Origin of the sequence: Vibrio hepatarius, assembly GCF_018860525.1 — a bacterium.
GTDB lineage: Bacteria > Pseudomonadota > Gammaproteobacteria > Enterobacterales > Vibrionaceae > Vibrio > Vibrio hepatarius_B.
In genome coordinates this window covers 22,000-37,381 of record NZ_JAHKPM010000008.1, presented here as the reverse complement: position 1 = coordinate 37,381, position 15,382 = coordinate 22,000, and the positions used below count along the sequence as shown (strand labels likewise).

19 protein-coding genes are annotated in these 15,382 nt (G+C 41.8%); 15 read left to right on the top strand and 4 right to left on the bottom strand.

Annotated features, from left to right (window positions below):
* Positions 1 to 33: 33 nt before the first annotated feature.
* From ruvC to nadA, 15 genes are all read left to right on the top strand, one after another.
* Positions 34 to 555: a crossover junction endodeoxyribonuclease RuvC gene (gene ruvC, locus KO511_RS01550; protein WP_215985745.1), complete on the top strand. Its 522-nt coding sequence runs from the start codon at positions 34 to 36 to the stop codon at positions 553 to 555.
* A gap of 87 nt (positions 556 to 642) precedes the next feature.
* Positions 643 to 1,260, top strand: coding sequence for a Holliday junction branch migration protein RuvA (gene ruvA, locus KO511_RS01545; protein ID WP_215985744.1), 618 nt, complete (start codon positions 643 to 645; stop codon positions 1,258 to 1,260).
* 20 nt (positions 1,261 to 1,280) lie between these two features.
* Positions 1,281 to 2,285, top strand: coding sequence for a Holliday junction branch migration DNA helicase RuvB (ruvB, locus tag KO511_RS01540; protein ID WP_215985743.1), 1,005 nt, complete (start codon positions 1,281 to 1,283; stop codon positions 2,283 to 2,285).
* A gap of 455 nt (positions 2,286 to 2,740) precedes the next feature.
* The gene (gene cydA, locus KO511_RS01535) at positions 2,741 to 4,327 is read left to right on the top strand and encodes a cytochrome ubiquinol oxidase subunit I (RefSeq protein WP_215985742.1); all 1,587 of its coding nucleotides are present in this window, start codon (positions 2,741 to 2,743) and stop codon (positions 4,325 to 4,327) included.
* A 17-nt stretch (positions 4,328 to 4,344) separates the two neighbouring features.
* Positions 4,345 to 5,481, top strand: coding sequence for a cytochrome d ubiquinol oxidase subunit II (gene cydB / locus KO511_RS01530; RefSeq protein ID WP_215985741.1), 1,137 nt, complete (start codon positions 4,345 to 4,347; stop codon positions 5,479 to 5,481).
* A 12-nt stretch (positions 5,482 to 5,493) separates the two neighbouring features.
* Positions 5,494 to 5,601, top strand: a complete 108-nt coding sequence (gene cydX / locus KO511_RS01525; protein ID WP_009842723.1) for a cytochrome bd-I oxidase subunit CydX — start codon at positions 5,494 to 5,496, stop codon at positions 5,599 to 5,601.
* The gene (ybgE, locus tag KO511_RS01520; protein ID WP_215985740.1) at positions 5,594 to 5,896 is read left to right on the top strand and encodes a cyd operon protein YbgE; all 303 of its coding nucleotides are present in this window, start codon (positions 5,594 to 5,596) and stop codon (positions 5,894 to 5,896) included. The genes cydX and ybgE overlap by 8 nt, the downstream gene beginning before the upstream one ends.
* 161 nt (positions 5,897 to 6,057) lie before the next feature.
* Positions 6,058 to 6,477 (top strand): tol-pal system-associated acyl-CoA thioesterase, encoded by a 420-nt coding sequence (ybgC, locus tag KO511_RS01515; protein WP_215985739.1) that lies wholly within the window; start codon positions 6,058 to 6,060, stop codon positions 6,475 to 6,477.
* Positions 6,467 to 7,165 carry a protein TolQ gene (tolQ, locus tag KO511_RS01510; RefSeq protein ID WP_215985738.1) on the top strand — a complete coding sequence of 233 codons (699 nt, stop codon included), beginning with the start codon at positions 6,467 to 6,469 and terminating at the stop codon, positions 7,163 to 7,165. Before ybgC ends, tolQ begins: the two co-directional genes overlap by 11 nt.
* 4 nt (positions 7,166 to 7,169) lie before the next feature.
* Complete coding sequence (gene tolR / locus KO511_RS01505; RefSeq protein ID WP_215985737.1) at positions 7,170 to 7,613, top strand: protein TolR; 444 nt, start codon at positions 7,170 to 7,172, stop codon at positions 7,611 to 7,613.
* A gap of 13 nt (positions 7,614 to 7,626) precedes the next feature.
* The gene (gene tolA / locus KO511_RS01500) at positions 7,627 to 8,616 is read left to right on the top strand and encodes a cell envelope integrity protein TolA (RefSeq protein ID WP_215985736.1); all 990 of its coding nucleotides are present in this window, start codon (positions 7,627 to 7,629) and stop codon (positions 8,614 to 8,616) included.
* A 49-nt stretch (positions 8,617 to 8,665) separates the two neighbouring features.
* A complete protein-coding gene (tolB, locus tag KO511_RS01495) occupies positions 8,666 to 9,979 on the top strand; it encodes a Tol-Pal system beta propeller repeat protein TolB (protein ID WP_252724215.1) in 1,314 nt (437 codons plus the stop codon).
* Positions 9,980 to 10,015: 36 nt separating this feature from the next.
* Positions 10,016 to 10,555 (top strand): peptidoglycan-associated lipoprotein Pal, encoded by a 540-nt coding sequence (pal, locus tag KO511_RS01490; RefSeq protein ID WP_215985734.1) that lies wholly within the window; start codon positions 10,016 to 10,018, stop codon positions 10,553 to 10,555.
* A gap of 15 nt (positions 10,556 to 10,570) precedes the next feature.
* Entirely contained in the window at positions 10,571 to 11,341 is a 771-nt protein-coding gene (ybgF, locus tag KO511_RS01485) for a tol-pal system protein YbgF (RefSeq protein ID WP_215985733.1), read from the top strand.
* A 127-nt stretch (positions 11,342 to 11,468) separates the two neighbouring features.
* Positions 11,469 to 12,530 (top strand): quinolinate synthase NadA, encoded by a 1,062-nt coding sequence (gene nadA / locus KO511_RS01480; RefSeq protein WP_215985732.1) that lies wholly within the window; start codon positions 11,469 to 11,471, stop codon positions 12,528 to 12,530.
* Positions 12,531 to 12,592: 62 nt separating this feature from the next.
* Here the strand turns inward: nadA and KO511_RS01475 are convergent, their stop codons facing one another.
* The 4 genes from KO511_RS01475 to KO511_RS01460 form a co-directional block, all read right to left on the bottom strand.
* A complete protein-coding gene (locus KO511_RS01475; RefSeq protein ID WP_215985731.1) occupies positions 12,593 to 13,132 on the bottom strand; it encodes a disulfide bond formation protein B in 540 nt (179 codons plus the stop codon).
* An 11-nt stretch (positions 13,133 to 13,143) separates the two neighbouring features.
* Positions 13,144 to 13,299 (bottom strand): DUF5993 family protein, encoded by a 156-nt coding sequence (locus tag KO511_RS01470; RefSeq protein WP_215985730.1) that lies wholly within the window; start codon positions 13,297 to 13,299, stop codon positions 13,144 to 13,146.
* A 356-nt stretch (positions 13,300 to 13,655) separates the two neighbouring features.
* Positions 13,656 to 14,522 (bottom strand): isochorismatase family protein, encoded by an 867-nt coding sequence (locus KO511_RS01465; protein ID WP_215985729.1) that lies wholly within the window; start codon positions 14,520 to 14,522, stop codon positions 13,656 to 13,658.
* 337 nt (positions 14,523 to 14,859) lie between these two features.
* Complete coding sequence (locus KO511_RS01460) at positions 14,860 to 15,336, bottom strand: GNAT family N-acetyltransferase (protein WP_215985728.1); 477 nt, start codon at positions 15,334 to 15,336, stop codon at positions 14,860 to 14,862.
* Positions 15,337 to 15,382 lie beyond the last annotated feature (46 nt).

The following is a 15,382-nucleotide window of genomic DNA, read 5'->3' as shown; positions in this document are numbered from 1 at the left end:
CCACTGTTATAACAATTAGGTTTTGCTAATATTATGTCAATTATCTTGGGTATTGATCCAGGCTCTAGGGTCACCGGCTATGGCGTGATTAGGCAGGTGGGACGCCATTTACATTATCTTGGTAGTGGGTGTATCCGTACCTCGGAAAGTGAATTGCCTGGGCGTCTTAAACAAATATACGCCGGTGTAACAGAAATTATCACTCAATTTCAACCGGATGTTTTTGCTATTGAGCAGGTTTTTATGGCTAGGAATGCTGATTCTGCTTTGAAGCTTGGTCAGGCAAGAGGAAGTGCGATTGTGGCAGCTGTGAACGCAGATTTACCCGTCTATGAGTACGCAGCTCGTCTTATAAAGCAAGCTGTAGTTGGAACTGGTGGAGCGGATAAAGAGCAAGTACAACATATGGTACAATCTATCCTAAAGTTATCGGCAAAACCCCAAGCCGATGCAGCAGATGCATTAGGCGTTGCCATATGTCATGCCAATACAAACAAAACGATGGTTGCTCTTGCAGGTCAGGCTGTGGGTGCGCGCAAAGGGCGGTACCGTTAACTCTGTAGTATTCACCATATAAAGAACTGGATGTTTATCCAGTTCTTTATTATTCTGTCATAAATTCATCGGTAAAGAGTATTGAGTGTGATTGGACGTTTACGCGGGATTTTACTTGAAAAGCAGCCCCCAGAGCTATTAATTGAAGTCAATGGTATTGGTTATGAAGTCCAAATGCCGATGAGCTGTTTTTATGAATTGGCTAATGTAGGTGAAGAAGCAATCATTTATACACATTTTGTTGTGCGCGAAGATGCGCAATTGTTGTATGGGTTTAATACTGTTAATGAAAGGGCGTTATTTAGAGAAGTGATTAAAGCAAATGGTGTAGGGCCCAAATTAGGTCTAGGCATTTTGTCAGGCATGACCGCAAGCCAATTTGTTTCTAGTGTTGAACGTGAAGATATTTCTACTCTTGTTAAGCTGCCCGGTGTTGGTAAGAAAACTGCGGAACGCTTGGTGGTTGAGATGAAAGACAGGCTTAAAGGATGGGGAGCCGGCGACTTGTTTACTCCCCATACCGATGCTGCTCCTAAAGATACTACAGGGTATACAGGTATCAACAATGCCGAAGAAGAAGCCGTCAGTGCGTTACTTGCACTTGGATATAAACCGACTCAAGCTTCTAAGGTGATTTCTCAAGTTAAATCTCAGGATATGAGCAGTGAAGAACTTATACGTGAAGCACTGAAATCCATGGTTTAGGTCATGATTAGGAACCGTTAATGATTGAAGCTGATCGTTTAATTGCCCCCGATAACAAAGTTTATAAAGACGAAGATGTGATTGATCGGGCTATTCGTCCCAAAAGACTGTCAGATTACCGAGGTCAAGATCACGTTCGTGATCAAATGGAAATATTTATACAAGCTGCAAATTTAAGACAAGAGGCTCTAGACCATTTATTGATCTTTGGTCCGCCAGGCTTGGGGAAAACCACTTTGGCAAACATTGTTGCCAATGAAATGGGCGTTAGCATACGTACTACCTCTGGGCCTGTACTAGAAAAGGCGGGAGACTTAGCCGCATTGTTGACCAATTTAGAGGAAAATGACGTCCTCTTTATCGATGAAATCCACCGGTTAAGTCCAATGGTAGAAGAAGTGTTGTACCCAGCCATGGAAGACTACCAACTTGATATCATGATTGGTGAAGGGCCAGCAGCTCGATCAATTAAGATTGATTTACCACCTTTTACCCTAATTGGGGCGACGACACGTGCTGGATCTCTTACTTCACCACTACGCGATCGTTTCGGTATTACACAGCGGCTTGAGTACTATAAGATCGCTGACTTACAGCATATTGTTCAGAGAAGCGCTGACTGTCTCGGTCTTTCTATGGAAAAAGAAGGAGCACTTGAAATCGCAAGACGAGCAAGAGGAACGCCTCGTATTGCTAATCGATTACTTCGCCGCGTTCGAGATTATGCTGAAGTTAAGGGTAATGGCCACATTTGTTCAGACGTTGCTGATAAAGCACTAAATATGCTTGATGTTGATGTACAAGGTTTTGACTACATGGATCGAAAATTACTGCTAGCCATTATGGAAAAATTCTCTGGTGGGCCTGTGGGTTTAGATAATATGGCAGCGGCTATTGGCGAAGAAAAAGATACGATTGAGGATGTTTTAGAGCCTTACCTTATACAGCAAGGATATTTACAGAGAACACCAAGAGGTCGTATTGCCACCGATAGAGCATATCTGCATTTCGGTATTGAAAAATAAGTTTTCATGGCCAGAAATTGGTAGTCTGGCCTTAATCTATAGTGATAGATGTCACAATAATGAAATATTGATATTAGTAATAAAGTAATTTAAATACATGAGATGTTAACTACTTGTTTTACATGATTACCTTAATCTCCCACAAAATAACCGCAAATTAACAAAAGCTTGTATAAACTATTGATGTAGATCAAATTGATTGTTTTTTGAACGGAAAGGTCAAGCGAAATTTGATGTAAATCAAAGCGAAGTCCAAATATAAACCTTTTGAAAGCGGCAATTATTAGCAGTAGTATTAGCGCAAGCTATATTAGCCAAAGCTTAACAATTAACTAACCATTAGGGTGCATTTTTGCAACAATATGCTGTTTTTAGCAACATTGTCTCATTCGTTACAATGTGCACAGCTGAGCATAAATGTAAAAAGTGTCATGAGCTGGCACATAGGAGTAAACATGTTTGATGTAGTCGAACTGTCACGGTTGCAGTTTGCACTTACTGCGATGTATCACTTCCTCTTCGTACCATTGACTCTAGGTATGGCCTTTCTGCTTGCCATTATGGAATCTCTGTACGTAATGACGGACAAGCAAATCTATAAGGACATGACTAAGTTTTGGGGCAAGCTTTTTGGTATTAACTTTGTCCTTGGTGTCGCCACTGGGTTGACTATGGAATTTCAGTTCGGAACAAACTGGTCCTACTATTCTCATTACGTTGGTGACATCTTCGGAGCTCCGCTCGCTATTGAAGCACTGGTTGCTTTCTTTCTTGAGTCTACTTTTGTTGGTTTGTTCTTTTTTGGTTGGGACCGACTGACTAAGCGACAGCACCTTGCAGTAACCTGGCTGGTTGCTCTTGGTTCAAACTTTTCAGCACTATGGATTTTGGTAGCAAACGGCTGGATGCAAAACCCTGTTGGAGCAGAATTTAATTTCGAAACCATGCGCATGGAAATGGTGAGTTTCGCTGAGGTTGTTCTCAATCCTGTCGCTCAGGTTAAGTTTGTTCATACTGTAGCTTCTGGTTATACAACCGGTGCCATGTTCGTACTCGGTATTAGTGCTTACTATTTACTAAAAGGGCGTGATATTGCGTTTGCTCGTCGCTCTTTTGCTATTGCAGCTTCATTCGGTATGGCCTCGATTTTGTCGGTTATTGTATTGGGAGACGAATCAGGTTACGAGTTAGGTGAAGTCCAGAAAGTAAAATTGGCTGCTGTAGAAGCTGAGTGGCACACTGAGCCTGCGCCAGCCTCATTCACTTTGTTCGGAGTACCGAACCAAGAGACAATGCATACTGATTACGCGATTAAAATTCCGTATTTAATGGGTATTATTGCCACTCGTTCAATCGATGAACAAGTAACCGGACTCCGCGATCTTCGAGATGAACATGTTGATCGAATTCGTAACGGTATGTATGCCTATGGTTTACTGGAAAAACTGCGTGAAGGTGACAAGTCAGAAGCAAACAAGGCGGCCTTTGATGAAGTAAAAGGCGATTTAGGTTACGGGCTTTTACTTAAGCGTTATACCGAAGATGTGGTTGATGCTTCCGAAGAGCAGATTCAAGCTGCAGCGGACGACTCTATTCCAACAGTATGGCCACTTTTCTGGTCATTTCGGATCATGGTGGCGTGTGGTTTCATTATGCTGTTTGTGTTTGGTGTTTCTTTTGTACAGACTTGTCGTCAAAAAATTGAACAGAAACCATGGGTTCTTAAAGCTGCGCTACTAAGCATTCCCTTGCCTTGGATTGCTATTGAAGCGGGGTGGTTTGTTGCTGAGTTTGGTCGCCAACCATGGGCTGTGGGTGAGATTCTCCCTGTCAATGTGGCGGCTTCTGCGTTGACCGCTGGAGAAATATTGACTTCATTATTTGCTATTTTGGCATTGTATACGGTCTTCCTTATTGCAGAAGTCTACCTCATGCTTAAATTCGCCCGTAAAGGCCCAAGTAGTTTGAAAACAGGACGCTATCACTTTGAGCAGGAAGCCGTTTCTGCTGAAGATAAAGTTAGCCGCCAAGTAGACGCATAAAGCACGGAGAAAAACATATGTTTGATTATGAAATCTTACGACTTATCTGGTGGGTTTTGATTGGTGTCCTTCTAGTCGGCTTTGCAGTAACAGATGGGTTTGATATGGGTGTAGGTGCTCTTATTCCGATCATTGGAAAAAATGACAGTGAACGTCGAGTGATGATTAACTCAATAGGTCCTCATTGGGAAGGCAATCAAGTTTGGCTAGTGACTGCAGGTGGAGGTTTATTCGCAGCATGGCCTTTGGTCTATGCCACCTCATTTTCAGGATTCTATCTAGCTATGATCCTCACGTTAGCAGCCTTGTGGCTACGCCCACTTGGGTTGGCTTATCGTTCAAAAATTGAAGATGAGAAATGGCGCTCGACATGGGACGTTTGCATTTGTATCAGTGGCTTTGTGCCTCCTGTGATCTTCGGCGTTGCGTTTGGTAACTTGCTCCAAGGAGTACCTTTTCAGCTGACTGAATTCTTGATGCCGACGTACCATGGCTCATTTTTTGAGTTACTCAATCCATTTGCTCTTTTGTGTGGTTTGGTGAGCTTGTTTATGATCATCATGCAAGGGGCCACATGGCTTCAATTGAAAACGACTGATGATGTACATACACGTTCACGAAATGTTGCGCAGATTATGGGTTTACTTACGGTTGCAGCATTCGTAGGGGCAGGCTTCTGGATTCAAACTATTGAAGGTTATGTAATCACGAGTGCCATGGATCATAGTGCAGCTTCTAACCCATTAACAAAAGAAGTGGTTCGAGAAGTTGGTGCGTGGATGAATAATTTTGAGCAATACCCATTAATGTGGATAGCACCAGTTTTAGGAGTAGTGATGTCTTTAGCTGCTGTGGTTGCTTCGCGTTTCGACCGAGGTGGTATTGCCTTTTTTGCATCAAGTGTGGGTAATGCTGGTATTATTTTCACTGCGGGTTTAGCTATGTTTCCATTTATCATGCCATCGGATTTGATGCCAAATCATAGTTTGACTATGTGGGATGCTACATCATCGGAGTTAACACTGAACTTAATGACAGGTGTTGCTTTCATTATGGTACCAGTGATCCTCTGCTATACCACTTGGACATATTACAAGATGTTTGGTCGTCTAGATAATAAGTTCATTGAAGACAACAAAGATTCATTGTACTAAGGAGCAAAGACTATGTGGTATTTCGCGTGGATTTTAGGTGTTCTACTGGCTTGCGCATTCGGCATCATTAATGCACTTTGGCTAGAGCACAGTGAAATGATGGATAAAGACAGTGACTAGTATCACTGAGCAGGTAGAAAGGTTGCATGCGCCAATAGATAAGGCTGTTTTTAAAGTCTTATCTCTCATTATGGGCTTTTATCATGTAGCATTGGTTATGTGGGATCCTAAGTCATACGGTGAAGCTATCGGTGGCTTTAATGTGGTTATTTCACCACTGCTAATCTGGGCGATGTGTTCTAGTATGGTATTTGGTTTGGGCTTCAAGCCGAGAAAATGGTATTGGCAAGTATTGTTTAGCCCATACGTCTCGATCACGATTCTATTCTACTTGACTGCTATAAAATTCGTCTGAGTTTATTTGCCTAGGGTACATCCTTTATTCAATCAATAGCATCGCTACCTAGTAAGCGATGCTTTTTTTGTTTCAGTCGATAAAAATGCGCCATTATTCCTTGCCTAAATGGTATTGAAGTGAGGTATAGTAAGTTAACTCATGCAAATATAGAGAAGAGCGTGGATATAAGCGAAACTGTATTCGAGTTTCCTATTACTGTCTATTATGAAGATACTGATGTAGGTGGCATGGTTTATCATGCCAATTACCTTAAGTATTTTGAGCGTTGCCGATCTGAATGGTTAATTCAAATTGGGATGACACATTCAAGCTTGAGGGAACAAAACATTAGTTTTGTAGTCCGACATGTGGATATGGATTTTCTACAAGGTGCCTACATAGAAGACTGTCTAATTGTTAGAGCCTCTATTGCAATAGTGAAGAAAGCTTCACTTACTTTCTGTCAAGAGATCGTCAATCCTGCTGGAGATATATTGTGTAAAGCAATGGTTAAGGTAGCATGCATCGATAGTGAAAAAATGAAGCCTAGAGCGTTCCCGCAGAAAATTATTATGGAGTTTACTCAAAGTGACCGCTGATATTTCAATGTTTGATTTGTTTCTTCAAGCAAGCCTGTTAGTAAAAATAGTAATGTTAACTTTACTGGGTATGTCGATTGTGTCTTGGTCAATGATCATTAAACGCAGCAAAGTCCTATCCCAAGCTACAAAAGGTGCCGAAACTTTTGAAGATACATTTTGGTCAGGTGCCGATCTTTCAGCGCTTTATCAAAGTGCCAAAAAGCGTAAAGAGGAACTCAGCGGTACAGAGGAAATTTTTTACTCAGGATTTACTGAATTTGCACGTTTAAGGAAATCGAATGCCGAGTCGCCTGACTTTATTATGGAAGGGACAGGAAGAGCAATGCGTGTCGCTGTCGCTCGTGAAGTTGATGAGCTAGAGATGCACTTACCTTTTCTCGCTACAGTGGGTTCCATTAGTCCATATATTGGCTTGTTTGGTACGGTCTGGGGGATTATGCATGCATTTATTGCTTTGGGTGAAGTGAAGCAAGCAACCTTAGCCATGGTTGCTCCTGGTATCGCCGAAGCTCTTATTGCAACTGCAATGGGTCTATTTGCCGCGATTCCAGCCGTGATGGCTTATAACAGACTAAGCAACAAAGTCGGTAAGCTAGAACATAGCTATGCCACTTTCTCTGAAGAATTCCACAGTATTTTGCACCGCCAGGCGATGGCTGGTCGTGATTCTGCCAGCAGGGGCTAACGTCATGGCTGGTTATCAACCTAAAAAAAGAAAATTGACCGCAGAGATTAACGTTGTTCCATATATTGACGTTATGCTAGTTTTGCTGATTATTTTTATGGTGACTTCTCCTTTTGTTACTCAGGGTGTTGATGTTGAGCTGCCTAAAACGGCTACAGCCAAAACGTCGTCTGAACTTGCAGGCGACAGCGATGCGAGTTTTATCATCGTTGAAATTGATCGAGATGGTAATCTCGGAGTGAGTGTCAACGATGAAGAAGTCTCTCGAGGTCTTTCGTTGCAGGATGTGATTGTTCGAATAAAAGCAGAGCTATCACTTAAACCTGACTCGCCGGTTGCCGTTGGTGGGGATGCCGCGACGCCATATGCAGAAGTCGTTATGGTTTTGGATGAATTAAGTCGAGCTGGAATCCCTAAAGTTGGGCTTCTCACCGAGATAAAGGAATAAGCGCTCTCTGGTTATGAAAGATAGTAAACCGAAGAAAAAGAGTGATTACGTTAAGCCTCTGGCTATCTCTATCGCGCTGCATGCACTATTGTTCATTGCTCTAATATGGGGTGCAGACTTTACTATGTCTAAACCTGAGCCCTCAGGTAAAATGGTCCAGGCTGTGGTTATTGACCCCACTTTAGTTCGTCAGCAAGCTCAACAAATCCGAAGCCAGCGAGAGGCTGCGGCTAAAAAAGAGCAAGATCGTTTAGACAAATTGCGCAGGGAAAGTGAGCAATTAGAAAAAAATCGCAAAGCGGAAGAAGAGCGTATTCGTAAATTAAAAGAGCAACAAACACGAGAAGCTAAAGCAACGCGTGAAGCTGAAAAAGTTAGACAGCAAAAAGAAAAAGAGCGTAAGGCAGAAGAACTGAGAGTTCGTCAAGAAAAGGAACGAGCGGCAAAGTTAGAAGTTGAGCGCAAAGCCAAAGAGGCTGCAATTGCAAAAGCGGAAAAAGAACGAATCATTCGAGAGAAAGCTGCCCAAAAAGCAGAACAAGAACGTGTTGCTAAGGAAAAAGCAGCTAAAGAAGCCGCTGAAAAAGCACGCAAGGAAAAACAACGCCTACAACAAATTGAGCGAGAGCGTAAAGAGCAAGAAGCGGCACTGGATAATATCTTTTCAGGCTTAGAGACTGAAGTGGAGCATAATAGTGCTGCTCGGCAGCACTATGTGGATAGTGAGGCGCAGCGGTATGGATCAATGATTGAGTCGCTGATAGAGCAGAACCTACTCTTGGAGGACAGTTATAGGGGAAAGTCCTGCAAGGTTAATTTGCGCCTTATCCCAACGGGTACTGGCGCTATAGTTGGTAATCTAAGTATACTCGATGGAGATAGCCGATTATGCTCGGCGACCAAACGTGCGATTGCTCAAGTGGGTAGTTTTCCATTACCCAAAGAGCAGGATGTTATCAATAAATTAAAAGATATTAATTTAACTGTAGAACCTGAGTCATAAGGAAGAGCTTGTGTTTAAGCGACTAGTATTAGGGTGGTTGCTCATTGTAATGAGCGTATTTCAGGTAGCTAATGCTGCGTTAGAGCTGGTGATTACCGATGGTATCGATTCAGCTCGACCAATTGCTATTGTGCCTTTTAAATGGCAAGGGCCAACCCCACTACCACATGATGTATCGGCTATTATTGCCTCAGACTTGCAACGCAGTGGTAAGTTTAGCCCAGTGCCAACCAGCAAAATGCCTCAAACGCCATATACTGAAAGCGAAGTTAATTTTGAAAAGTGGACGGGGCTTGGCGTCGACTCCTTACTCACTGGAACCATTTCGCTCAATGCGGAAGGGGATTATGTGATTCAATATCAGTTGATTGATGTCGTTCGAGGGCAGTTGACTCAAGGACAAAGTAAAGCACTGAGCTCTGATGGACAATTAGTGCTTTCTAACGATCATGTTCTTTTTAGTAAGCGCGCAACTGTACCGGGTGAGAGGCTACGTGAATATGCGCACCGTATTTCTGATTTAGTGTACGAAGAACTAACAGGTGAGCGAGGCGCTTTTTTGACGCGTATTGCTTATGTGGTTGTTAATGACAAAGACACCTATGCATACCAACTTAGAGTTGCCGACTATGATGGCTACAACGAGAAGTTGGTATTACGTTCTAAGCAGCCGCTTATGTCACCAGCCTGGTCACCTGATGGTAAAAAACTGGCTTATGTCAGTTTTCAAAATGGTCAGGCTGAAATTTTCATAATGAATATCTATACTGGCAAGCGCGAGAAGATAACATCATATCCACGTCATAATGGTGCTCCTCGTTTCTCGCCAGATGGGAATAAACTTGCGCTGGTTCTTTCTAAAACGGGCAGTTTGCATGTGTATACATTGGATTTAAACACTCGGAAGTTAACACCAATTACAAGTGGTAGATCAAATAATACAGAACCGTTTTGGCATCCTGATGGTAAATCATTGATCTTTACATCGGATCGGGGTGGTAAACCACAAATATATAAAGTAGATTTGGCAAGTGATTCAACGAATCGCTTAACTTGGCAAGGGCGTCAGAATCTAGGTGGGCAGATTACGCCTGATGGGCGGTTCTTGGTCATGGTCAATCGTACTAACTCAGGTTTCCATTTAGCAAAACAAGATCTAGAGACAGGGTCTGTACAGATTTTGACCAAAACTTTGCTAGATGAGTCACCGAGTATTTCACCAAACGGTGGTATGGTAATTTACAGCTCTATCTTTAATCAGACTAACGTACTCTCGATGGTCTCGATAGATGGTCGCTTTAAAGCTCGATTACCCGCGACAAATGGCCGTGTCCGTGCTCCGGCATGGTCACCCTATTTGTAGCCAGTAATATGTATCAAAACTAAGGAAAATATAAAAATGCAACTAAACAAAGTTCTTAAAGGGCTATTAATTGCGCTGCCGGTTCTTGCTGTTACAGCATGTAGTTCAAGCGATGACGCAGCAAACTCCACTGGCTCTGAAACGAACCAATCAACTTCTGGCTCAGCAAATGGAGTTGATACCACAGTCGTTTCACCAATTGGTGAAAATGGTCAGCTTTCTGAAGAAGAGCTAAAGGAACAGGCGCTTCGTGAGTCTCAAACTATCTATTTTGCATTTGATAACTCTACTATTGCTAGCGACTACGAAGAAATATTAGCGGCTCACGCTTCTTACCTAAGTAAAAACCCATCACTTAAGGTAACGGTTGAAGGTCACGCTGATGAGCGCGGCACGCCAGAATATAACATCGCTCTTGGAGAGCGCCGTGCAAATGCTGTTGCTAAATACCTACAAGCACTTGGTGTTCAAGCCGATCAAATTTCAATTGTAAGCTACGGTGAAGAGAAACCTCTTCTTATGGGTCAGTCTGAAGATGTGTATGCAAAGAATCGTCGTGCGGTTTTAGTATACTAATCAAAGGTAGGTCTTATGTTCAGTAACCTTAAGCACGTCATTATGCTTATGTTACTGGCAAGTGCAGCGAACTCAGTGTTCGCTGTACCAGCTCCAGTATCAGATGTTAGTGGCAATAGCAGTTCAGTATCGTCCTCTGCCAGTTTCGAAAATGAAACAGAGGTTCAACGCCTTGAGCGACTTCTCGAAAATCGTAATCGCGTGCAGCTACAAATGCAGCAGCAGCTTGATGATATGTCACTGGAGATTAACGAACTTCGTGGTCAGCTTGAAAAAAATAGCTACGATATGCAGCAGATGCTTGAACGCCAGCGTGAACTTTTTGTTGAACTTGATAAACTTCGTGGCCAAGTAGCAGCTAAACCTGTTGCTGAAGTAACTAAAGAAACGTCCACAGCTAAAGGTAAGTTCAGCTCCAATATAGATGAGCAAACAGCGTACCAGAACGCGGTCGATCTTATCTTAAAGAAGCGTGATTATGCCGGTGCTATTAAGGCGTTTCAACAGTTCCAACAAGACTACCCCAATTCTACTTTTGCTCCCAATGCGCATTACTGGCTTGGACAGCTCTATTTTGCCAAGAAGCAAGATAAAGAGGCAGTTAAAAGCTTTGCCGCTGTGGTTGCTTACCCTAAGTCCAATAAACGTGCTGATGCATTAGTCAAACTCGGGGATATATCCAAACGCAATGATAATAGTCTGCAAGCGACTAAATACTACCAGCAAGTTATTGATGAATACAAAAATAGCGCTTCAGCTAAGCTTGCCGAAGAAAGAATCAAATAATAATAAAGGAGCGTGAGTCGCTCCTTTTTACTATGAATCTGACAAGTAATTAAGTTCGATACTGGTATTTCGAACTCGCTTAAGGTTAAAATACGCGGATTATTAAAAGTTGCCCAGAGCAAGAGCAATGAGTCACGTTTTAGAAACTATTGAAACTGTATATCCATTTCCTCCGAAGCCAATCCAATTGTCTGATGAAAAAAAACAGACACATATAAAAAATATCAAATTGCTGCTGAAAGAAAGAGACGCAGTACTGATTGCTCACTATTATACTGACCCGGAAATCCAAGCATTAGCTGAAGAAACGGGTGGTTTTGTTGGCGATTCATTAGAGATGGCTAAGTTTGGTAATCGTCACCCTGCGAGTACTTTAGTCATTGGTGGTGTACGCTTTATGGGTGAATCTGCAAAGATTCTAACACCAGAAAAAAATATTCTTATGCCAACACTTGAAGCAGAATGTTCCCTTGACTTAGGCTGCCCAGCGGATCAGTTCTCAGCGTTTTGTGATGACCATCCAGATCATACTGTGGTTGTTTATGCCAATACTTCGGCGGCGGTTAAAGCTCGTGCTGATTGGGTAGTGACATCAAGTATTGCATTGGACATCGTTGAGCACCTTGATTCTGAAGGAAAGCAAATTATTTGGGGACCAGACCGCCATTTAGGATCCTATATTGCCAATAAGACTGGTGCGGACATGTTGCTATGGAATGGTGAGTGTGTTGTTCATGATGAGTTCTCTGCCGACGCCTTGCGTAAAATGAAAGGTGTTTTCCCTGATGCTGCTGTTTTAGTGCACCCTGAATCACCTGCAAGTGTAGTTGCTTTAGCTGATTCCGTCGGTTCGACAAGTCAGCTAATAAAAGCGGCAAAAGAGTTGCCAAACCAAAAGTTGATTGTTGCAACTGATAAAGGTATCTTCTTTAAGATGCAACAGTTGGTACCTGAAAAAGAATTAGTCGAAGCGCCAACAGCGGGTGCAGGAGCGACCTGTCGTAGCTGTGCACATTGTCCTTGGATGGCGATGAATGGATTACAGGCAATAGAGGAGGCTTTGAGTTATGGTGGGGAGAAACACGAAATATTTGTTGATGAGGCAATACGTGTCAAATCGTTGATCCCACTTAATCGCATGCTCGATTTTGCTGAGCAACTTAATATTAAAGTAAAAGGTAATGCATAATAGTGTCATTAAAAGCCAGCTCTAATATAGCTGGCTTCTTAAGTTTCCGAATTAAGTTAAGGTTAACTAAACATCCAATAGTTTATGGGATTATCAGGGCATTGGTACGGTCCACACTCAGCAAAGGTGGACAGTATGTTGAGTGCCACAACAGCCAAAGCAATGAGACAAACCCAGCGTCCAAGCATACTGATAGTATATGATTCTGAGTTCCATTCTTGATTCCACATCATCAAAAGTATTGCAACAGCTAAAATGGTTGCAGCAAACAAAATAAACGCCCAAGTATAGTAGTGCATACCTAATACAGGACTACCGTAACCTGGAGTTCCAGGTATCACATGTAGGGATATTTGGCGCAGTGAAGTTGCTGCGCCAAATAACGCACCGATCAGCACTACACCATAATGTCTCTGCTCAGGACCATATTTTACGTTGAGCAGAAAACCGAACATCACCATGATAAATCCGATCCGTTGGAGCAGGCATAGTGGACATGGCAACTCGTGAAGTGCAAACTGGAGAATAAACCCAATCAGGAGTACTAAGGTCATACCAAATAGACCTAAGGTATTGAATAAGCTTATGTGATTACGATTCATTGCACCTATCCTCATAATAATATCGAAAGCGCATCATTTGCATGATGGTGAAACCAGAATAAACTTAATACTAATGAGACGGTAAATACCCCATAGCCCAAAGACTTCTTACCAGTGAATGCACAAAGCATTGCAATAAAGAGCATGAGAAGTATTAATGACATCATAAGAAACCCTTACTAAAAATTTGTTGCCAACAATTTGGTGTTTGGCCGTGTCTACTTTTACTCGGTAGCGCAAAACATAGGCTATATGTATTGGCCTCGGGCAATCGCTACTGTTTGCTTGTCTCCACTAAGTAACTGTGATCATTTATGCCCTAGCGTTTGATAAATGCCTTTACTGGCTGAAATTTGAGAATCAGCACCACGTTGGTTTTCTTAACAATATCGACAAAAACTCATTAAGTCTATTGAGATTTTCATTAGATAGTTTCATTACGTTGCCTGTGATTCGTGGTCGAAATGGACTTAAAGCGCACGCAAATGTTGCGTGCGCGGAAATTATTTTATGCTATTTAATATTATCCGATTAATATGGTTTTTTTCTTTTCTTCTAATAGAGACCACCAGTTAATAATACTTGGTTCATGGCTTAGTTCTTCAAAATTGATATTTATTCCAAGTTGATTAAGTTCTGAAGCAATACGCATCATACGCTGTGAGTCTAAACCATACATCAGAAGGTTTTTTTCTGGGTCTAACCCCGTTGGTTCTTCAAGCAGCGCTTCTACCTTTTCATACAGCCATTGATAGCTTACTACCGACTTAGGCTCCAACACAGTTTGTGTATTAATTACATACCCTGTGTAGTTTGCTACATAACTGAGCGCATTAAGGTGATCTTGGTAAGATAGATCTGCGATCGCATCGCTGACTAGAAAAGCTTGGATGTTTTTCTTAAGTGCATCTGTAACGGTAATTCTGCAACCTAAATTGGCATATAGGCCCGTGATTAGAAGTTGATCTCGCCCTAACTGATGTAAGTGTTGAGCAAGATCATCAGATTGCATAGCGCTGTAATGAGATTTGTTAATGACTATATCTCCCTCTTCAGGGGCGACAAAGGGAGCAATCATTTTTGAGCAGGGTGGTATTTCTTCAAACCCCCAAAAGTCCTCAATTAAAGCATGCGTATTACTGATTGCATTGAACGTTATTTGAGTATAAATAATGGGTATGTTTTTTTGCTTTGCCCACTCTTTAATCTTGGCTATATTTCCTAAGAGTGTGGGCAGTAAAACTGAGTCTGAGCTATAAATATCGACAAAATAGCGCTGCATGTCATGGATCAGCAGGACAGTTCTATCGGGATCAAGTTGCCAGTCAGTTTTATTTAAAAAAGAGGTCTTACTTGGCATTGGGTAGTTGACGTTTGTCGGTAGTGGCATGGCCTTATTCCTTAAATTTTTCTTTAGCCTTCAACAAGGCAAATTGACAAAGAGGTTAATGCAACAAGTTTCATTCTAGTGCACTCTGCCGATTTTGTGCGACATCGTACCCAAATGTATATGGGGTGATATGCTTTCTTGATGTACAGCAAAACTGCCACTTTGTATTTCTAACCAAAGATTTGAGGTGGTGGTATGTGAAGACCTTATACTATTTAACTAATTTACAACAAGTTTTTGTTGAAAATAACGGCTATTTATAAAATAATAGTGTTATTAAATGGACGATAAAATATTTGATGTTCTAAGTTCTATCGATGACACACTCAGCTTCATTTTATATCGACTTTTCCATAATGAGCAGGTCCCACTTTTCACCATCCCATGATGGCGTTACGATTTCGTGAGACGTCACGACAAAGCCCAATGATTCATAACAGCATTTGGCAACGGTATTTGTTTTGAATACTGCCAAAGATAGAACTTTAGCTTGAAGTTGTTCCTTTGCGAGTGCCATTAGTTGTTTTAACATTATCTTAGCGATACCTTGACCACGAACATGGTTTGATAAAAACACACGGCATATACGAAAGCTTTCATCTGAAACCTTAACTAATTCAACGTAACCGGCTTCGCTATCCTCTACAACAAATATAAATGGGATAACAGCGGCTTGAGCGCAGTGCTTATCTATTTGAATGATATCGAGAGGAAAGTCAAAACTAGGGCCTCCCCATTGATAATTGAGTTTCTCTGAATCAATCCAGCGAATAAGCAGGTTGTAATCATTGGTATTGAATGTTCTAAGCTTCATTGGTTTCTCTTCGAATAATTGGCATAATGTGTAACTTTGTATTGGT